Source organism: Kitasatospora sp. NPDC056446 (assembly GCF_042796115.1).
GTDB lineage: Bacteria > Actinomycetota > Actinomycetes > Streptomycetales > Streptomycetaceae > Kitasatospora.
Genome location: NZ_JBHTRF010000119.1, coordinates 1 through 18,431, shown reverse-complemented (window position 1 = coordinate 18,431; position 18,431 = coordinate 1). Strand labels below are relative to the sequence as shown.

Annotated in this window: 17 protein-coding genes and 1 pseudogene; 12 read left to right on the top strand and 6 right to left on the bottom strand. The window is 75.4% G+C overall.

Translation table 11 applies throughout. The features are described from left to right. Positions 1–59: 59 nt before the first annotated feature. Together ACFQ6N_RS38370 and ACFQ6N_RS38365 are read right to left on the bottom strand one after the other, a co-directional pair. Entirely contained in the window at positions 60–842 is a 783-nt protein-coding gene (locus ACFQ6N_RS38370; protein WP_380658765.1) for a glucosamine-6-phosphate deaminase, read from the bottom strand. A gap of 353 nt (positions 843–1,195) precedes the next feature. After that, entirely contained in the window at positions 1,196–1,603 is a 408-nt protein-coding gene (locus ACFQ6N_RS38365) for a hypothetical protein (protein ID WP_380658764.1), read from the bottom strand. 277 nt (positions 1,604–1,880) lie between these two features. On the opposite strand from ACFQ6N_RS38365, the gene ACFQ6N_RS38360 reads away from it, so the two are divergent. From ACFQ6N_RS38360 to ACFQ6N_RS38315, 10 genes are all read left to right on the top strand, one after another. Next, positions 1,881–2,645, top strand: coding sequence for a serine/threonine protein kinase (locus tag ACFQ6N_RS38360; RefSeq protein ID WP_380658763.1), 765 nt, complete (start codon positions 1,881–1,883; stop codon positions 2,643–2,645). Next, positions 2,642–4,165 (top strand): serine/threonine-protein kinase, encoded by a 1,524-nt coding sequence (locus ACFQ6N_RS38355; protein ID WP_380658762.1) that lies wholly within the window; start codon positions 2,642–2,644, stop codon positions 4,163–4,165. Before ACFQ6N_RS38360 ends, ACFQ6N_RS38355 begins: the two co-directional genes overlap by 4 nt. A 91-nt stretch (positions 4,166–4,256) precedes the next feature. After that, positions 4,257–5,357, top strand: a complete 1,101-nt coding sequence (locus ACFQ6N_RS38350; RefSeq protein WP_380658761.1) for a calcium:proton antiporter — start codon at positions 4,257–4,259, stop codon at positions 5,355–5,357. Positions 5,358–6,058: 701 nt separating this feature from the next. Further along, entirely contained in the window at positions 6,059–7,342 is a 1,284-nt protein-coding gene (locus ACFQ6N_RS38345) for a geranylgeranyl reductase family protein (RefSeq protein WP_380658760.1), read from the top strand. A 243-nt stretch (positions 7,343–7,585) separates the two neighbouring features. Further along, complete coding sequence (locus ACFQ6N_RS38340; RefSeq protein ID WP_380658759.1) at positions 7,586–8,239, top strand: TNT domain-containing protein; 654 nt, start codon at positions 7,586–7,588, stop codon at positions 8,237–8,239. Positions 8,240–8,410: 171 nt separating this feature from the next. Next, the gene (locus ACFQ6N_RS38335; protein ID WP_380658758.1) at positions 8,411–9,010 is read left to right on the top strand and encodes a GNAT family N-acetyltransferase; all 600 of its coding nucleotides are present in this window, start codon (positions 8,411–8,413) and stop codon (positions 9,008–9,010) included. A 245-nt stretch (positions 9,011–9,255) separates the two neighbouring features. Then, complete coding sequence (locus ACFQ6N_RS38330; RefSeq protein ID WP_380658757.1) at positions 9,256–9,699, top strand: HAD family hydrolase; 444 nt, start codon at positions 9,256–9,258, stop codon at positions 9,697–9,699. 66 nt (positions 9,700–9,765) lie between these two features. Beyond that, complete coding sequence (locus ACFQ6N_RS38325) at positions 9,766–10,254, top strand: DUF3040 domain-containing protein (protein WP_380658756.1); 489 nt, start codon at positions 9,766–9,768, stop codon at positions 10,252–10,254. A 33-nt stretch (positions 10,255–10,287) separates the two neighbouring features. Beyond that, complete coding sequence (locus ACFQ6N_RS38320) at positions 10,288–10,584, top strand: PRC-barrel domain containing protein (RefSeq protein ID WP_380658755.1); 297 nt, start codon at positions 10,288–10,290, stop codon at positions 10,582–10,584. Between the two features lie 13 nt (positions 10,585–10,597). Continuing rightward, positions 10,598–11,182, top strand: a complete 585-nt coding sequence (locus ACFQ6N_RS38315; protein ID WP_380658754.1) for a type 1 glutamine amidotransferase domain-containing protein — start codon at positions 10,598–10,600, stop codon at positions 11,180–11,182. 27 nt (positions 11,183–11,209) lie between these two features. Here ACFQ6N_RS38315 and ACFQ6N_RS38310 read toward each other — a convergent pair whose 3' ends face one another. The 4 genes and pseudogenes from ACFQ6N_RS38310 to ACFQ6N_RS38295 form a co-directional block, all read right to left on the bottom strand. Beyond that, positions 11,210–12,064, bottom strand: coding sequence for a DNA ligase (locus ACFQ6N_RS38310; RefSeq protein ID WP_380658766.1), 855 nt, complete (start codon positions 12,062–12,064; stop codon positions 11,210–11,212). A gap of 117 nt (positions 12,065–12,181) precedes the next feature. Beyond that, positions 12,182–13,051 (bottom strand): annotated as a pseudogene (gene ligD / locus ACFQ6N_RS38305) (non-homologous end-joining DNA ligase); the annotation flags it as partial. Positions 13,052–13,189: 138 nt separating this feature from the next. Then, positions 13,190–13,615: a VOC family protein gene (locus tag ACFQ6N_RS38300; RefSeq protein ID WP_380658753.1), complete on the bottom strand. Its 426-nt coding sequence runs from the start codon at positions 13,613–13,615 to the stop codon at positions 13,190–13,192. A 43-nt stretch (positions 13,616–13,658) separates the two neighbouring features. Further along, a complete protein-coding gene (locus ACFQ6N_RS38295) occupies positions 13,659–14,615 on the bottom strand; it encodes a helix-turn-helix domain-containing protein (RefSeq protein WP_380658752.1) in 957 nt (318 codons plus the stop codon). 168 nt (positions 14,616–14,783) lie between these two features. Here ACFQ6N_RS38295 and ACFQ6N_RS38290 point away from each other — a divergent pair, with 168 nt between their 5' ends. Together ACFQ6N_RS38290 and ACFQ6N_RS38285 are read left to right on the top strand one after the other, a co-directional pair. Further along, a complete protein-coding gene (locus ACFQ6N_RS38290) occupies positions 14,784–15,218 on the top strand; it encodes a CBS domain-containing protein (RefSeq protein WP_380658751.1) in 435 nt (144 codons plus the stop codon). Positions 15,219–15,522: 304 nt separating this feature from the next. Then, the gene (locus ACFQ6N_RS38285; RefSeq protein WP_380658750.1) at positions 15,523–18,168 is read left to right on the top strand and encodes a hypothetical protein; all 2,646 of its coding nucleotides are present in this window, start codon (positions 15,523–15,525) and stop codon (positions 18,166–18,168) included. Positions 18,169–18,431 lie beyond the last annotated feature (263 nt).

The window sequence follows — 18,431 nt, the reverse complement described above, 5'->3', positions numbered from 1 at the left end:
GCCGGCCACCGAGCGGATCGGTGGCCGGCGCCCCTGCCGTCACGGCTGCGCGGGAGCGCTCAGAGCTTCTGCCAGGCCGGCTTGGCCGCGTAGGTGTCGCGGAAGTAGTCGGCGAGCTTGAGGCGGGAGGCGGCGGCCTCGTCGACGACGACGGTGGCGTGCGGGTGCAGCTGGAGCGCCGAGGCGGGGACGACGGCGGACAGCGCGCCCTCGACGGCGAGGGCGACGGCCTCAGCCTTGGCCTCGCCGGTGGCGAGCAGCACCAGGTGGCGGGCTTCCAGGATGGTGCCGATGCCCTGGGTGATGACGTGGTGCGGGACCTCGTCGATGCTGTCGAAGAAGCGCGCGTTGTCCTCGCGGGTCTGCCGGGTCAGGGTCTTGATCCGGGTCCGGGAGGCGAGCGAGGAGCACGGCTCGTTGAAGCCGATGTGGCCGTCGGTGCCGATGCCGAGCAGCTGGAGGTCGACTCCGCCGGCCTCGGCCAGCGCGCGGTCGTAGGCGATGGCCGCCGCGGCGATGTCCGTGGCGTTGCCGTCCGGGCCGAGGAAGGAGTCCTCGGTGAGGCCGAGCGGCTCGACGACCTCGCGCAGCACCACGGAGCGGTAGGACTCCGGGTGGCCGGCGGGCAGGCCGACGTACTCGTCCAGCTGGCAGATGCGGGCCCGGGAGGCGTCCAGGCGGCCGTCGGCGACCCGTGCGGCGAGGGCCTGGTAGATCGGCAGCGGGGTCGAGCCGGTCGCGACGCCGAGCAGGGCCTCGGGCTTGTCGGTCAGCAGATCGGTGATCGCCGCGGCGATGAGTTCGCCGGCCGCAGGTGCGTCTGGGACGATCACGATTTCCATACTGGGTCCACCGTTCTGAGGCGAGTCTGAGGTCTAGACCTCCGAGGTCTAGACCAGTTTGCCGTGAACGGGTGCCCCAGGTCCACCCGGGACCGCGCGGAGCCGTCTCCGACCTCCTGTTCTTCCCTCCGGACGGATGTCCGGCGGGGGTACGGAAGGTGCCCGGCGGGCGGCGGAGTGGTGCGGAGGGGACGGGGGCGCGGAGGGGGCGGACCGCGACGGGCCGGCCGCCGGGAACGGGGGTCCCGGCGGCCGGCCCCGAGCGGGGCGTGGCCCCGGCTCGTCCTACCGCTGATCCTGCTGCTCCCCGCCGGTGCGGACGGAGCGCGTGCGGGCCGTCAGGGCCCCCGGGATCAGAACGGGTTGGTACAGGTGGTGACCTGCTTGGCCGCGTCCAGCGCCGGGCCGGCGGTGGCGCAGATCATGCGCAGGTCGGTGGTGACGACGCGCGGGGTGACGGCCTTGGCCGAGCCGAGCCGCAGGGTGGTGGCCGAGGCGGTGGTCTGCCACGGGCTGCCCCAGGCGGCCTGGGTGCGGACCTCGACCCTGACGACCGTCAACTGGCCCGGGTCGGCGGTGACCTGGGCGACGCCGACGACGCCCTCGCCGTCGGCCTGGTGCGAGATGCAGGGGTGGTTGAGCACCGTGGCACAGGCCACGGTGTCGAGCTCGGACGTTGCCGGGGCGGCCATGGCCGGGGCGGCCGCCAGGCCGGTGATCCCTGCCACCGTCACCATCACAGCTGCGATCCGAGTGCGCATGATGCGAACCTCCTTGGAAATAAAGGGAATCTCACTCCTTGGGATGAGTCTTGCACACATTGTGGACGTAGTCGGTGTGCGTTGCGTCACACTCATGGTGACCGTTCAACTACATGCTGCAACCATTTTCGGCCGCGCCGGCGGTCGGACATGGTCGCCGTCGGCCGCGCCGCCGCCCGGCCACGGTTGGCGGTGTCCCTTCACCCGTCCGAGTGGCGGCTTGCCAAGGGGACGAATCGGACGGATACCATCGACCCGATCCCACGGAGGTGGCTGCGTGGACACGGTCATCGTGCAACTTCCCTGTCCGGCGTCCGAACTGACGCCACATCGAGCGCCCGTCCTGCTGCGGATGGGCCCGGGCGAGAGCGCGGCCTTCGGGCGCGGCGAACCCGGCCGCCCGGCCCCCATCCCGCTGCCCGACCAGGGCGTCTCCCGCCGCGCCGGGGAGGTCGTCGCGGCCGAGGACTACTGGCGGCTGTCGAACTTCAGTGCCTCCGCCACCTACGTCGTGGAGAACCTGGAGGGCGCGGGGGAGCATGTCAAGGTGGCGCCCGGCCGGCTCGGCGCGCCCGTGCCGTTCGAACTCTCCCGGGTCCTGCTGCCCGCCCTCGGCGAACCCGCCTCCTTCAAGGTCTTCGCCCCTCAGCACGCCTACCTGGACGGCGGGCCCGGCGGCGCCGACGGCGAGCGCACCGTCAGCCCCTTCGCCCTCGACCCGACCGCCAAGTACTTCCTGGTGCTGCTCGCGCTCTGCGAGCCCCGGTTGCGCTCGCCGTCGGCCGCCGCCGTGCCGGGGGCGACCGGGGTGCTGGCCCGGTTGCGCGCCCTGCCCTCCTGCCGGGCGCTGACCCGCTCGGCGGTGAACTACCACATCGACTACCTGGTGGAGACGAAACTGCGGCTGCGCGAGCCGTACGAGGAGGGCCCGGGCGGCGGCAAGCGGGAGGAACTGGTCGCCCTGGCGCTCAGGTTCGACCTGGTCCGGGAGGAGCACCTGGCGCTGCTCCCGCCCCGGCGCGGCCCGGCCGCCCGGCCGTGAGGCCCGCCGGCGGTCCCGACCCGTGCTCCCCGGAGGGCCGCCCGGGCGAGGCCGGTCCGCCGCCCTTCGAGGTCCCGGACGGCTACCGGGTCGCCGGCTACCGCCTCGGCGCCTTCCTCGGCGCGGGGGCCTGGGGCAGCGTCCACGCCGCCGAGGGCCCGGACGGCACCCCGGCCGCCGTCAAGCTCCTCGGCGCCGCCCGGTTCAGCCCCGGCCAGCGCCGGACCGTCGCCCAGATGGCCCGCAGCGAACAGCGGTTCAGCCGCCTCGCCGACCACCCCCACCTGATCCGCACCCTCACCGTGGTCACCGTCGAGGACCCGGACCACCCCGCCCTGGACGGCGCCGTCGCCCTGGTGATGGAACGCGCCGACCGCAGCCTGCACGACGTGCTGGCCGACGCCCGCCCCGGCACGGCGGTGCCCGGCGCCGAGCGCATCCTCACCGAGGTCTGCGCCGGCCTGACCCACATGCACCGGGCCGGCTGGGTCCACGGGGACCTGAAACCGGCCAATATCCTCCTGATGTCCGACGGCACCGCCAAGATCGCCGACTTCGGCCTCACCGCCGAACTGGAGGGCACCCACGCGTACGCCCCGCCGCTGGGCTCGCCCGACCACGTGCCGCCCGAGTGGTGGTCCCAGCGCACCGGCGCGCGCGGGGTCGCGGTGCGCCCCAGCGCCGACGTCTGGGCGTTCGGCGTGCTCACCCACCAGCTGCTCACCGGCGGCCTGCACCCCTTCGTCGGCGCCACCGCCCGGGCCCGCTCGCTGGCGGCCCAGGCGTACGCGCGGGGCGCGGCGCCGCTGCGGCCGGACGAGGCGCTGCCCGGCCGCTGGCGGCCCGTGGTCGGCGCCTGTCTGGCCGCCGGGCGGGAGGAGCGGGCCCGTGTCGACCTCACCGCCCTGGTCGCCCGGGCCACCGCCGCCCCGGCCCGGCGCCGCCGCACCGCCGTACGGGCCGGGGCGGGCCTGCTCGGCTGCGCGCTCGCCGTCCTGGCGTTGACCGGCGGACCGGAGCCCGCCGCGCCGGGTGCCCATCGCGCCCCGCCCCCGCTGCCCGGCGCCATCCCGGCGGGCTCGGACGTCCCGGTCGCCTACCGGGGCATGATCGACGTCGCTGCCCGGCGCTGCCCCGAGCCGGAGGTCACCCCGGCGCTGCTGGCGGCGATGCTGAAGGCCGAGAGCGGTTTCGACCCGAACGCCGCCCGCCCGGAGACCGGTGAGTACGGCATCGCGATGTGGACGCCCGCCGTCTTCGGGGCCTGGGCGAAGGCGGCGGCCCACCCCGGCCCCACCTCGTACCTGGACCCGGGCGACGCGATCGCCGCGATGGGCAACTACGTCTGCTGGCTCGACCAGCAGCTCAAGCGGGCCGGTCTGACCCGCGACCTGCCGGCCCTGGTGACGGCCGCCTACCGGACCAGCGACAAGACCGTGGAGGCGGCCGGGAGAGTCCCGGAGCGGGTCCGCCCGCACGTGGACAAGGTGCTCCGGTACCTGTCCGACTACGGCGGGTGAGGGAGCGAACCGGGATGAGTTATGCCACATCCCTACGAATCCCGGCGCGGGCACCCGGGTGACCGGCCCCCGGTCTGGGATCCTCTGCGGCATGATCACGAAGCTCCGCGCGGCCGCCGCGCAATGGACCGTCGTCGTTCCGGTGGTGTCGTTCGTCGTCCTCGCCCTGACCTGGCACGAAGACCTGCCCGGCTGGGTGGTGGGCGTGGTCGCCTGCTTCCTGGTCGGCGCGGTGCTCTCCGCCGTGCACCACGCCGAGGTGATCGCGCACTGGTCGGGCGAGCCCTACGGATCACTGGTGCTCGCGGTGGCGGTCACCGTGATCGAGGTCGCGCTGATCGTGACGCTGATGGCGGACGGCGGGGACAAGTCCGCCACCCTGGCCCGGGACACCGTGTTCGCCGCCGTGATGATCACCTGCAACGGCATCCTCGGCCTGTCCATCCTGGTCGCCGCCGTCAAGTACCGGACCGCCGTCTTCAACCCCGAGGGCACCGGCGCCGCGCTCGCCTGCATCGCCACCCTCGCGACCCTCAGCCTGGTGCTGCCGACCTTCACCACCAGCTCGCCCGGCCCGCAGTTCTCGACCACCCAGCTGACCTACGCGGCCACCGCGTCGCTGGTGGTCTACGGGCTGTTCGTGGCCACCCAGACCGTCCGGCACCGCGACTACTTCCTGGCGGTCGTCCCCGAGGGCGGGGTGGCGGAGGAGGAGGACCACGCGAGCCCGCCCACCGTCCGCGCCGCCGGGGTCAGCCTGCTGCTGCTCGCCGTCGGGCTGGTCGCGGTGGTGGGCCTGGCCAAGGGCGTGTCGCCGACCATCGAGAAGGCGGTGGACGACGCCGGGCTCCCGCACGCCGTCGTCGGTGTGGTGATCGCGCTGATGGTGCTGCTGCCGGAGACCATCGCGGCGATGCGCGCGGCCGCCCGCAACCGGGTGCAGACCAGCCTCAACCTGGCCCTCGGCTCGGCGCTCGCCAGTATCGGCCTGACCATCCCGGCGGTCGCGATCGCCTCCACCTGGCTGTCCGGCCCGCTCGTCCTCGGACTGGAGCCGGCCCACATGGTGCTGCTGACCCTGACCGTCGCGCTGGGCACCCTCACGGTCATCCCGGGCCGGGCGACGCCGCTCCAGGGGGCGGTCCACCTGGCGGTGCTGGCGGGGTACGTGGTGCTGGCGGTGAACCCGTGACGGCGGTGAACCCGTGACGGCGGGCCGGCCGTAGTCCCCGGTGGAAGCCCCGGCCGTCCCCCCGTGCGGCCCAGGGCTTCCCGACGTACCCGGGCCGGGTGGGGCCGGGTACGGGCCGCGGTCGCGGCGGTGAACCCGAGACGGGGTACCGGTCGTAGTCCGCAGTGGAAGCCCCTGGCGCACCTTCCCCCGTGCCGCCAGGGGCTTCCGGCGTTCCCGGGCCCGGCCGGGCGGTGCCGGTAGTGCTTTAAGTGCCAGTGGTGCCAATGGTGCTGAAGATACTGGTGATTCTCCTGTTGCCCGTGGTGAACCGGGGGCCCCGGGCCGGCCGTAGACAGGGATGAGGGCCCCGGCTCACCCCCGTGGCCGGGGCCCTCATCGTCGTCGGCGGCGCCGTCGGCGGTGGGCCTCCGGGTGCACTGGCGCCGTCGTACGAGGGGAGCCCCTGGTCCCGCAGCTGCTCGCGGGCCCAGGGGCTCGGTGGTCAACTCCGGGCCCGGACCCGGCGGGTGAACCCGCGGAGCCGAGGTGGCCGGTATTGAGCGGTATCCGGGAGCGGCCTGCGTGTCGGGGCGGCGAGCGGCCGCCGGATGTCTCTATCGTCCGTCTGGAACCGCCCAGTCCGCCTACCCCGTCGCGCTGAGTCCGTCGCGCTGATTCCCCTCGCGCGCGCAGCCGACCCGACCCGTGGGAGAGTTGCGATGCCCGGCCCAGAGCAGACCGCCGAGGAGAGCGCCGACGTCATCGTGGTCGGAGCCGGCCCGGCCGGCTCCACCGCCGCCGCCCACCTCGCCCGGACCGGCCTGGACGTCCTGCTGTTGGAGAAGTCCGCCTTCCCACGCGAGAAGGTCTGCGGCGACGGCCTCACCCCCCGCGTCGTCAAGCAGCTCACCGACCTCGGCATCGACGTCTCCGAGGAGGCCGGCTGGCTGCACAACCGGGGCCTGCGGCTGGTCTCCGGGCGCCGCTCGATGGAGTTCGACTGGCCCGAGCTCTCCGCCTTCCCCGGGTACGGGCTGGTCCGCCGGCGCGCCGACTTCGACGAACTGCTCGCCCGGAAGGCCGCCTCGGCCGGTGCCCGGGTGATCGAACGCGCCAATGTGGCGGGCCCGTTGCTGGACGAGCGGACCGGCCGGATCACCGGTGTCACCGCCAAGCTGGGCGAGGACCGCCGGCCCGTCGCCTACCGGGCCCCGATCGTGGTCGCCGCCGACGGCAACTCCACCCGGCTGTCCGTCGCCATGAAGCGCTACCGCCGCCCCGACCGCGCGATGGGCGTCGCCTACCGCACGTACTTCACCACCCCGCGCCACGAGGACCGGTACTTGGAGGCCTGGCTCGACCTGCGCGACCCCGGCGACCCGGCCGGGCGCCTGCTGCCCGGCTACGCCTGGGTGTTCGGCATGGGCGACGGCACCGCCAACGTCGGCCTCGGCGTCCTCGACACCGCCAGGACCGAGGTCGACTGGCGGGAGCTGCTGCGCCGCTGGTGCGAGCGCCTGCCGCCCGGCTACGGCTACACCCCCGACGGCGTCACCGAACCGATCCGCGGCGCCGCCCTCCCGATGGGACTCAACCGCCAACCGCACTACGCGGACGGCCTGTTGCTCGTCGGGGACGCGGGCGGCACGGTCAGCCCGGGCACCGGGGAGGGCATCGCCTACGCGATGGAGTCCGGCCGCTACGCCGCCGAGACCATCGTCCAGGCCCTCGCCCGACGTACCGACCGGGGGCGTGAACTCGCCCTGCGCGGCTACCCGCAGGCCCTGCGCTCCGCCTACGCCGGGTACTTCGCGCTCGGCCGGATGGCGGCCGACCTGCTCGGCCGCCCCCGGCTGCTCGGTGCCGCCGGTGCCGCCGGGCTCGGCCACCCGGCCCTGCTGAAAGTGGCGTTCCGGCTCATGGTCAACCTGACCGAGCCCAACTCCAAGGACGCCCTGGACCGGCTGCTCCACCTGTTGGGGCGGGTGGCGCCGGGCCGCTGAGCGGGCGGCGCTCCGGGCGCCGAAGGGGCCACGCTGGGCCTGCGCCGGGCCGCTCATCCTCGCAGGTGGGCGGCCGCGGTGTCCCGGGTTTGGCGGAAAGGGCGGAGTTCGACGGGCTACCGCTCGGATCATATTGACGAATGATCAGATGATCCGGTTGCCTGGTGTCGATCCGGCCACGGAGGGTGAACATCACACCCCTCCGCGGGCCTCCCGACCGCCGAACCGTCCGACGGAGACACCGTGCGCCTTCGCCTTCGCCTGCTCGCCGCGCCCCTCGCCGCAGCCGCCGCCGTACTCGCCCCGAGCATCCCGGCCGCCGCCGCACCGGCCGGAACCCCCTCCGACCAGTGCTCCGCCGCCTTCCGCGACGACGACGCCCGGCTCGGCCCGCAGGACCTCCCGACCACCGGCCCGGTCGGCCGCCAGCTCCTCGGCTACCAGCGCACCGGCGGCACGAGCGACCAGGCCTTCCTGGCGAAGTACTACGACGCCGCCGCCAACGGCGGCAAGGGCGGCTGGATCTACCCGCCGTCCGACGGCTACGTCACCCTGCCTGACGGCAGCCCGGTCGAGTTCGACATCACGCTCTACCCCAACCAGAACATCGACCGCTACGGCAGCGAGTACGGCGCCTTCCTCGCCCCCGAGGGCCTGCCCTACGCCAACCGCGCGATACCGCCGCAGAGCCTCGACGGCAACCCGCCGGCCGCCTGCAACTACCACGACTACAAGGTGGTCAAGGCGTTCAAGGTGCACGCCGGCCCGATCGCGCCGTGGTTCAACCAGCCCGGCTGGGGCCTGCAGTACCAGCTCGACACGGCGCTGGTGCCCGGCGGCCCGGCCAAGCTGAACGTGCTCTGGCTGGTCGACAACGGGTATCTGGCGCGGATCTGAACCGGCTCCGGGAACGGCGGCTCCCGGTGAGGGTGCCGGGCGCCGCCCTCCCCGCCCGTCCCTCCCCGCCCGTCCCTCCACCAGCCACCAGCCACCAGCCACCGGCCGTTGACCGCCGACCGCCGACAAAATCGCTGGCGGACGCGGGGGCACGCGGGGTAGGAAGGCCGGATGGCCACCAGCGATACCATCACCGAGCGGCGCCCGTTCCGCCCCGCAGTCCTCGACCTCGGCGACGCCAGGCTCCGCCCGTGGGGGCGCGCCCTCGACGTACCGGGCGGCGTCGTCCCCGCCCTGGTCGCCGCGGCGGCGGACGCGGAACTCGCCCGCTGGAACCCGCTCGACACCGCCGACCCGGCCGCCGCCGAGGCCTACCTCGACCGCTGCGACGCCGGCTGGGCCGAGGGCACCGAGGCCGCCTTCGCCGTCACCGACGCCGCCGACGGCACCCTCCTCGGCAACGCCTTCCTGAGGTGGACCGACCGGGCCGACGGCGTCGCGATGGTCGGCTACTGGCTGCTCGCCGCCGCCCGAGGCCGCGGCCTGGCCACCCGGGCGACTCTCGCCGCCACCCGCTGGGCCGTCGAGAGCGCGGGCGCCCGCCGCATCGAGCTCTTCCACGCCGTCGGCAACGACCGCTCCTGCCGGCTCGCGGACCGCGCCGGCTTCCCGTACGAGGGCACCCTGCGGGCCTCGTGGCACTTCGAGGGGCGCGGCTACCAGGACGAGCACCTGCACGCGCGGCTGGCCTCGGACCCCTTCGACGAGTAGACCGCCTCCCCGCCTCCCTGCCCCGTCTCGCACCGCTTACCCGCGTCCCCGCCGTCCTGCCGCCGCTTGCACCCCGCCCCTCCTCCCCGTCGACCTCCGCATCCCCCGCGCCCCGGCGCGCGGCGGCCCTTCGCGCTCCGGCCCGGCCCGGCCGGATCCGCCGCCGGCAGGCAGCGCGCGGGGGCGGGGAGCGGCCTAGTCTGGAAGGGCGTACGGCGCGTGGCCTGCGAACGGAAGCGGTGGCCATGACGGTGATCTCGGCAGCACTCTTCGGTACCGACTGGCGGCCCGCGCTGCCCGGCGGGGCCGAACTGCTGCGCGAATGCGCCACCCGGGGCTGGACGGTCCTGCTGACCGGGCCCGGGCCCGCCGGGGCCCCTGCCCTGACCGTGGCCGAACCCGGGGGAGACCCGGTACGGGCCGCACTGGACCTGGTGGACGGCCGGGCCTCGCACGCCGTGGCCGTCGCCGGGAGCGTGCGCGAGGTGCGGGCGGCGCGGCGGGCCGGGGTGCCGTGCGTCGCCCTGGAGACCGGCGGGGACGCCGGTCCGGAACTGCGGGCGGCGGGTGCGGCCGAGGTCCACCGCGACGCCGCCGCCCTCCTGTGCGTCCTGGACGACAGCCTGCTCGCCCGTCCCCGGGCCTTCGGTCCGGTGGGCGCCGGAACAGGTGGTCCCCGGAACGGTTAGCGCCGGCCCGTACCGGGCAACCGCCCCGGTGCGAGCACGTCACCCGAAGTGTCGGAGGTGACCGAGATGGACGGACCCGCCCTGAGCGGATGGGAGCGGCGGCTCCTGGAGGAGATCGAGTCCGATCTGCGCCAGGACACACGGCTCGACCGGAAGTTGAGCACGATGGGCGCCAAGCGGCCCAGCCGGGCCCGGCGCCTGCTCCGCGCCGTCGGCCGGCGGGTCTCGGCGGGGGTCGTGGTGACCGCCCTGGTGATGACGGCGATCTGCCTCGGCGTGGGCGTACGCACCCCGAACACCGCCGTGCTCACCGCGCTCGGCGTGGTCTGGGCCGCCACCGTGGCGGCGGCGGTCGCCACCTCGGAGCTGTTGCGCCGCCGCGGTGCCGCCCGGGACGGCGGCCCCGGGGCCGCCGAACGGACGGAGCCCCGTGAGCCCCATGCGCCCCGGGAGCCCCGTGCACCCCGCGAACCCCGGGAGCCCCGGGAGTCCCGGGAACGGCGCGAGCGGCGTGAGCGCCGGGAACGCCGGCCCTGGGACCGGCCGGAGGCGTGAGGCCATGAGCGAACGAACCCCCGGGAGGCGCGGATGAGCACCGACCTGTGGGAGCACCGCCCGGGCTCCCACCCCGCCGCAGACCTCGGCCTGACCGGCTACGAGGTGTCGGCCACCGACGGCCCGGTCGGCCGGGTCACCCAGGACACCGGGGACCACCTGCTGGTCGACGCCGACTCCTGGGTGCCGGGCACCCGGGTACTGGTCCCGGTCGGCCTGGTCGTCCGGGTCGACCACCTGGACCGCGCCGTGCACCTCGACTGCCCGCGGGCCAGGCTCAGCTCCGCCCCGCCCACCGCGGTCGACCTGACCGCCCCCCACCCGCGCTGAACGGCCGGACCCCATGGGCTGGCCGTCCACCACGCTCACCGGCCGGACGATCGCGTTCCTGGTCGCGCCGTACGGCGTCGAACAGGTCGAGCTGACCTCCCCCTGGCAGGCGGTCGCCGAATCCGGCGGCACCCCGCGCCTGCTGTCCACCGCCCCGGGACGGGTCCAGGCCGTCCGGCACCGCGCCCCGGGCGACACCTTCGCCGTCGACGCCCTCGTCGCCGAGGCGGACCCGGGCGGCTACGACGGTCTGGTCCTGCCCGGCGGGGTCGCCAACCCGGACCTGCTGCGCCTCGACCGCCCGGCCGTCGCCTTCGTGCACGCCTGCTGCGCCGCCGGCCGCCCGGTCGCCGCGATCTGCCACGCCGCCTGGACCCTCGTCGAGGCCGACGCCGTCCACGGCCGCACCCTCACCTCCTGGCCCAGCCTGCGCACCGACCTGGTCAACGCCGGTGCCCACTGGGTCGACGAACCGGTCCACGTCTGCCACGACGGCCCGGGCCCCCTCGTCACCGGCCGCGCACCGGACGACCTGCCGCTGTTCGAGGACGCGTTCGTGACGGAGTTCTCCCACGCGGCGGCGAAGCGGCGCAAGTGAGGACGGGCCCCGGCCGCCGGGCCGGCGTCAGTCGCCCCGCAGGCGGACGAAGGCGGCGGCCGGCGGCCGGCCGGTGAGGGTGAACTCGGCGCGCAGCGGACCGGTCAGGGGGTGCACCGCGCCGTGGTCGGGGTCCGTGGCGGGCGGGCCGAGCAGCGGGCCGACGACCTCGGCGACCTCGCGGGCCTGCGCGGCGGTGAGCCGGGGCGTCGTCAGGAGGACCCGGCCGTCGTCGAGCCGCAGCACCAGCGCGTGCGGGCGGTCCGCCGGGCCGGTGACGGCGCCGACGGTGGCGTCCAGGGTGTCGCCGCGGCGGTACTTGACCCAGGCCCGGCCCGCGCCGCTCGCACGGTAGGGGGAGGCGGCGGCCTTGCAGACCAGGCCCTCCACCCCGGTGTCGGCGAGCTGCTCCATCCACTCCAGCGCCTCCGTCCGGTCCGTGGTGGCCAGCACCGGCCGGATCGGCGGGGGGACGCCGTCCAGCGCGGCGAGCAGCAGCCGGCGGCGGTCGGCGAGCGGGAGGCGGCGGACGTCGCGGCCTGGCAGGGCCAGCAGGTCGAAGGCGATCAGCCCGAGCGCGACCTCCGGAGCGGCGGCGCGGGCCCGGCGGGTGCGCAGCAGCTCGCCGAAGGCGAACCGGCCGTCGCGCCAGGCGACCAGCTCGGCGTCCAGTACCAGCCCCTCGGGCAGCCGGGCGACGGCGGCGGCGACCGGCGGGAACTCGGGAGCCAGGTCGCGGCCGGCCCGGGACTGGAGGAACGGCGGCCGGTCGCCGCGCGCGAACGCGACGCAGCGGAAGCCGTCGAGCTTCACCTCGTACTGCACGCCCCCGCCGCCCAGGCCGTCGGCGGGCGGCACGGCGGTGACGGCGGCCGGTCGCATCACCTCGACGGGCGGGTGCAGCACCTGGCGGGGCCGCTCCGGCGGCCGGGGCGCCCCCGTCGGCACCGTCGCCGTCACGGTCGGTGTCGCCGTCACGCTCGGTGCCTCGGGTGGCGGGGGCAGCGGCCGGGCCCGCTCCGGGTCCAGCAGCGGGGCGAGCAGGTCGCCGTGGGCGGCCAGCCGCTCGGGCACCTCGGCGAGGGTGAAGACCAGCTCCCGTTCGTCGCGCGCCCGTTCCAGCTCGGCCCAGGACAGCGGCGTGGAGACCGTCGGCAGCGGCCGGGCCCGCAGGGTGTACGGCGCGGCCGTGGTCTTCTTGGCGTTGTTCTGCGACCAGTCGACCAGCACCCGGCCCCGGCGCCGGGCCTTGGCCATGGTGTGCACCGCCAGGTCCGGGCGGTCCGCCTCCAGGGCGGCGGCCAGCGCCTTCGCGTACGCGCTGACCCGGCCGCTCGGCGTGGGCTCGATCGGCACCAGCAGGTGCAGCCCCTTGGACCCGGAGGTCTTCACCCAGGCGGCGAGCCCGTCCGCGGCCAGCCGCTCCCGCAGCAGCAGCGCCACCGCGCGGCAGGTGAGGACGTCCGCACCCTCACCGGGGTCGAGGTCCAGGACCAGCCGGTCGGCGAGGCCGGGCGCGGCCGCGTGCCACTGCGGGACGTGCAGTTCCAGACAGCCCAGGTTGGCCACGGACAGCAGCGCCGCGCCGTCCTCCAGCACCACCTGGCGCAGATCGCCGGAGTTGCTCGGGACCTCGACGGTGCGCACCCAGTCCGGGGTGCCGGGCGGAGGGTTCTTGGCGACGAAGACCTCCGCCTCGACGCCGTCCGGGCAGCGCAGAAAGGACACCGGGCGGTCGCGCAGGTGGGGGAGCAGGGCGGCGTGGACGGCGGCGTAGTAGCGCAGCACCTCGCCCTTGAGGGTGCCGGTGCGCGGGTAGTACACCTTGTCAAGGTGGGACAGGGCGAGGGTGCGCCCGTCCACCGTCATCTGCGGCACGGTCCGCCTCCGAAGCCTGCGCCGGGGTGGCCCCCGCAGCCAGTCTGCCCCGCTCCGCCGCCCGGCGCCCCGCACCGGGCCCACCCCGCGGTCGGCTCACTCCGCGGTGGCTCACCCCGCACCACCCGCTCACCCCGCGGCCGGTCGTGGCGCGCCCGGGTAGGTGCCGAAGTACCAGTGGTTGCCCTCCGGGTCGGCGGCGGCGAAGTCCCGTGAGCCGTAGTCCGTCTCGTACGGGGCGGTGGTGATCCGGGCCCCGGCGGCCAGCGCCCGGGCGTGCACGCCGTCCGGGTCGGCGGTGACCACGTACGCGGTGAAGCCGCCCGGCCGCCCCGGCCAGGAGTCGGCGCCCCCGGGCGTCTCGCGGGCGGAGCCGAGCATGACTCCGCCGCCCTCGGGCCAGGCCAGCTCGGCGTGGGCGACGAACTCGCCCTCACCGTAGGCGACGACCTCCCGGAAGCCGAAGGCCTCGACCAGGAAGCGGATCAGGGCCCGGGCGTCGGTGGCGCGCAGGCTGGGCCAGACCTGCGGGGCGGGGGTCTCGGTGGTGTCCATGGCGCTCTCCTCGGGATCGGCTCGGGAGTGGTGCGGGAATCGGCTACGCCTCCCACTCTGCGGCCGGCCCGGGCGCCCCGCCTTGGACGTTTCGGAACTTCGCCGTCTCCGGCCCCTCCGCCGCCAGCCAGGCGGTCGGCGCCGCCCCGGCCAGCGCGCGGAACTCGCGGGCCAGGTGCGCCTGGTCGAAGTACCCGCAGCGCACGGCCAGTTCGGCCAGCCGGGCCGGCGGGGCGGCGGAGGCCAGCAGGTGCCGGGCCCGGTCGAAGCGCATCACCCGGGCGGCGGCCTTCGGGGTCAGCCCGGTCTCCCGGCGGAACCGCTCCTGGAGGTGCCGGGCGCTCCAGCCGGTCTCCCGGGCCAGCGCCGCCACCGGCAGCCCGCCGCCGCTGCGCCGCAGCGCCCGCCAGGCCCAGCCGACCTCCGGCGGCACCTGCCCGGACGGCCGCGCGGCCCGCAGCAGCGCCCCGTCCAGCGCGGCGAACCGCTCCGCCCAGCCGGTCGCGGCCTGCAGCCGCTCCCGCAACCGGGGCCCCAGCCGTCCGAGCACCTCGTCGGCGGGCACGTCGATCCCGGCCAACTCCCCGGCGGGCAGCCCGAACAGGGCCCGGGCGGCGAGCGGGTGCACGGCGATCTGCACCCCGGACTGCGCGCCGTCGTGGGTGATCAGCGCGGGCGAGGTGTGCAGGCCGCCGAGCAGGGTCGGGTAGGTGCCGGGCGGCTGGGCGGGGTCGGGGTGCCCGGCGATCACCAGCGGCTCGTCGAGGGTGAGGATGAACGTCAGGTACGGGGAGGGCAGGCCGCGGTGCACGGCGGGGGCGAGTCCGCGCTGCCGGTAGCCGGAGTACCAGGCCACGTACGGTCGCAGCGCGGTCGCGGGCCGGGCCCGGACGGCCTCGTCGACGGCCTCCGCACCTGCCCCGGCGCCGGTCGGGTCGCCGGTCCTGCCACCGGCGTCGTCACCGGCGCTGTCACCGGCCGTTCGGGCATCCGTGGTCACCCTTCCAGTATCGGCGGTCCCGGCCGCCGGGGGTGCCGGGTCGCGGTCGCGGGTGGGCGCGGTGTTGCTTATGGTGAGGGCGCGGTCACCCCGTCCGCGCCCTGCTCGGGCCGTCGGGGGAGCGCCGCCCGGGGGGCGCAGGGGGGAACCACCGACGAAGGAGTCCCCGTGACCACTGCCCGAGACATCATGCACACCGGCGCCCAGTGCATCGGCGCCCACCAGACGCTGGCCGAGGCCGCGAAGATGATGCGCGACAAGAACGTGGGCGCGCTGCCGATCTGCGGCGACGACCAGAAGCTGAAGGGCATCATCACCGACCGCGACATCGTGCTGCGATGTATCGCCGAGGGCAAGGACCCGGCCGCGATGACGGCCATGGAGCTGTCCGGCCACCTGCACTGCGTGCGCGCCGACGACTCCATGGAGGCGGTGCTGCACAAGATGGAGCAGCACCAGATCCGGCGCATCCCGGTGATCGACGGTGAGCGGCTGGTGGGCATGATCAGCGAGGCGGACCTGGCGATGGGCCACCGCGACGGCCAGCGGCTGACGGACCAGCAGATCATCGACTTCATGGACAGCGTCTACATGAAGCAGTGACCCGCCCCGCCCGCCCGCCGGCCTGACGCCGCCCCGCCCCGCCGGCGCCCCCGACCCGGCCGGTCCCCCGTACCGGCCGGGCCCTTCCGACAGTGCCGGACGGGACGGCCGGCCGTCTTGGACAAATGCGCACGCGGAGGGATCGTCCACCTCCCGCGTCCTGGGTCCGAGGGTTCTTGATGCCGCGTCAGCCGGTTCGCCGGTCGGTCCGTCGGGCGGCCCGACCGGAGTCCGGGTATTCGATGGCCCGCTCCGTGTACGCCCCGCTAGACTCCGCCCGCTCGATCACAGCTGTGCTCCTTCCATGAGCACGGCCTGTCCGAAGTGGGGGGAAAAGATGAACGTGCTGCCGATCGGCAGACGAGTACGACGAAGGGGAGGCGGCGCCGGGCGCGCGGCGGCCTCCGGGGCCCTGCTGCTCGCCGTCCTGGCCGCCCTGGTGGGCCAGGTCGCCCCGGCCCAGGCCGTGGGGGCCGTTCCGGCGGCACCCGCCGCATCGACGGGTACCGCCTCGCCGCAGGCGGGCGCCCCGGCCGCGAGCGCGGCTGCGAACCCGGCCGCGAACCCGGCCGCGAACCCGGCCGCGAACCCGGCTCCGAGCGCCGGCCCGGTGGCGAAGCCGGACCCGACCGCCGCCGCCCGCGAGCTGCGGCAGGCCGAGTCGGGCAGCCCGTGTCCGACGGCGCTGCAGCCCGGCACGGTGGCGAACTGCACCCTCGACCAGAGCGCGACCGCGGCCTTCGCCCTCACCCTGCCGCAGCAGAACGACCTGCTGCTCGTGCGGATCGTCACCACCCAGGGGTCGATCCTCCCGACCGTCCTCGCACCCGACGGCACCGCCGTGACCTGCGACGATCCGGCCGGTCCGAGCTGGGGGAGCTACCGGACCCTGCGCTGCGCGACCACCCGGGCGGGCACGTACACCCTGAAGGTCGGCACCGTCACCGGTTCCGCGACCGGTCTCGCGGTGTCGTACCTGCCGCTCCAGTCCACCACCGCCTGCCGGACGGTCGGCGCCACCGACCTCGCCCTGGGCGCCCCGACCCTCTTCCAGGGCTCGCTGGCGCTCGGCGCGGCCGGCGACTGCTACCTGGTGCAGGACCTCGTCGCGGGCGACGTGCTCCGCATCGGTGCGAGCAACCGGGCCGGCATCAAGGTCGTCTACGACGCGACGGGCGCCCAGGTCTGCGACAAGTGGACCTACCCCGACTGCCGGCTCACCGGCACCGCGCCGTTCCGGTTCACCGTCCAGAGCTACGACGGCACGGCAATGGCGTACGACGTCTTCGCGGCACGGCTCTCCCGCCCGGAGGGCTGCGCGCTGGTCGAGCCCCAGGCGTTCGGGGTCTCCCCGGACCTGACCTCCGGCACGCGGTGCCGGACCCTGCGCGTCCCGGCGTCCGCGCGGTACGGCTTCGAGCCGGTCCGGAACGACGGCTCCGTCGCCGGCGCGCTGTTCGCCGCCGACGGCACCCCGCAGGGCGGGCTCTGCCCCCAGGGCGCCTGCGACCTGACGCCGGGTGACTACACCTGGGCCGTCGACGCGTTCGCCACCTCGGTCGGCGCGTTCGGCATGGCCTTCCACTCGGCGGTGGAGACCCGGGGCTGCGTCGCGGTCAGTGACACCGGTCTGACGGACGGCCCGGCCACCGGCACCTTCGGCGGGCCGGGCCAGCAGCTCTGCCTGGCCCTGCCGACCGCCTCCGGCAAGGGCGTCTACCTGCTCGGCCGGTCGCCCGCCGACGGCGCGCCGGTCGCCGCCCAGGTGCTCGACGCCTCGGGCGCCAAGCAGTGCGAGATCAGCGGTGGCGCGTCCACCACCTGCAAGCTGACCGGCACCGCCCCGTTCCGCGCCGTGCTGACCGGAACGCCCGCCAAGGCCTACGGGCTGGCGGTCCACCGGACCGAGGAGGTCGCGGGCTGCACCGCCTGGCCGCAGAGCGGCTTCGACGGCACCTGGGGTGTCGAGGTCCCGCTGACCGCGGCCGCGCCGCAGGCCTGTCTGAGCCTGCCCGCCGACCAGCACGCCGCCGTGGAACTGGTCGACTACACCAACACCGGGAACCAGCTCAACGCCGAGGTGACGGTGGTCGACGCGGCCGGCACCCCGGTCTGCACGGCGGTCTCGTACGGGAACTCGGCCAAGACCTGCCAGTTGGCCGCCGGCGTCACGTACACCGCGCTGCTGAACGGCTGGGGCGGGGCGGACGGGTACAGGCTCGTCCGGCACGACATCTCCTCGACCGGGGACTGCCTGACGCCCGGATCGACCACGGTCGGCGGCCCGGGCACCTCCTTCGACCTGGCCTCCGCGCTGGACGCCCGATGCGTGCGGGTCGCCGCCGCGGGCAGCGACAAGTTCTGGCTGGGCGTCCGGACCGCCGGCGGCCCGTACGGAGCGAACGCGCTGCTCAGCGTGGTCGACGGCGAAGGCAAGCCGCTCTGCACCCAGTTCGGCACCGCCTGCCAGCTCACCGGCGCGACGTCGTACACCGCGGTCGTCCTCGCCTCCGGGTACAAGGGCCAGCCGATCCACGCCGCCGTGGACGCGTGGAAGGTCCGCACGGCCGACGGCTGGGCGCCCGAGTGCCTCGCCAACCCGATCGCCGTCGAGGGCTTCCCGCAGCGCGGCGGGGTGCTCACCGACGACGCGCCCGCCTACTGCGCGGTGATCGACATGAAGGCCAACCAGGCCTTCAAGGTGGTCGGCACCAGCAGCGCGACCGGGCCGAACGACATCCCCCGGCTGCGCCTCGTCCGGGACTCCCGGTGGAGCGGCGACTACGGCTACCAGTGCACCGCCAACTACGGTGCCTTCGGGGGCCGGTGCATGTCCGACTCGCAGGGCGAGCAGGCGGTGCTGATCCTGAGCAGCGCCACGGCGGGCACGTCGGTCGAGTACACCATGCAGGGCGTCTGCGACGGCGTCTGCCCGGCACCGCGTCCGTAGGCCCTGTCCGGCCGATCTTGCCGGGCCCGCGACGCCGGGCATCCCGCCTGGACGCACGCCCGAATCGCCCAAGTACGGCCCAGTACGAGGACGATCCGGGCGCACGCCCAGCCGGGCGCCCAACGCCGCGGGCTGATCCGCCAAGATCGGCCGGACAGGACCTAGCCGCAATGCCAGTGACTTTAGGTTGGTGTTGGCTTGGCGATTGTGATGATTGCCGGGTCTGGGGTTGGCAGGTTGCGGTGGTTGGCGCGTTTGAGGGG

Excerpts from the sequence above, each read along its gene's own strand:
- ACFQ6N_RS38300 (WP_380658753.1), bottom strand. The coding sequence starts at position 13,615 with ATGGACACCACCGAGACCCCCGCCCCGCAGGTCTGGCCCAGCCTGCGC.
- ACFQ6N_RS38285 (WP_380658750.1), top strand. The coding sequence starts at position 15,523 with ATGAGCACGGCCTGTCCGAAGTGGGGGGAAAAGATGAACGTGCTGCCG.
- ACFQ6N_RS38345 (WP_380658760.1), top strand. The coding sequence starts at position 6,059 with ATGCCCGGCCCAGAGCAGACCGCCGAGGAGAGCGCCGACGTCATCGTG.
- ACFQ6N_RS38335 (WP_380658758.1), top strand. The coding sequence starts at position 8,411 with ATGGCCACCAGCGATACCATCACCGAGCGGCGCCCGTTCCGCCCCGCA.
- ACFQ6N_RS38315 (WP_380658754.1), top strand. The coding sequence starts at position 10,598 with ATGGGCTGGCCGTCCACCACGCTCACCGGCCGGACGATCGCGTTCCTG.
- ACFQ6N_RS38320 (WP_380658755.1), top strand. The coding sequence starts at position 10,288 with ATGAGCACCGACCTGTGGGAGCACCGCCCGGGCTCCCACCCCGCCGCA.
- ACFQ6N_RS38310 (WP_380658766.1), bottom strand. The coding sequence starts at position 12,064 with ATGCGACCGGCCGCCGTCACCGCCGTGCCGCCCGCCGACGGCCTGGGC.
- ACFQ6N_RS38325 (WP_380658756.1), top strand. The coding sequence starts at position 9,766 with ATGGACGGACCCGCCCTGAGCGGATGGGAGCGGCGGCTCCTGGAGGAG.
- ACFQ6N_RS38330 (WP_380658757.1), top strand. The coding sequence starts at position 9,256 with ATGACGGTGATCTCGGCAGCACTCTTCGGTACCGACTGGCGGCCCGCG.
- ACFQ6N_RS38365 (WP_380658764.1), bottom strand. The coding sequence starts at position 1,603 with ATGCGCACTCGGATCGCAGCTGTGATGGTGACGGTGGCAGGGATCACC.
- ACFQ6N_RS38370 (WP_380658765.1), bottom strand. The coding sequence starts at position 842 with ATGGAAATCGTGATCGTCCCAGACGCACCTGCGGCCGGCGAACTCATC.
- ACFQ6N_RS38350 (WP_380658761.1), top strand. The coding sequence starts at position 4,257 with ATGATCACGAAGCTCCGCGCGGCCGCCGCGCAATGGACCGTCGTCGTT.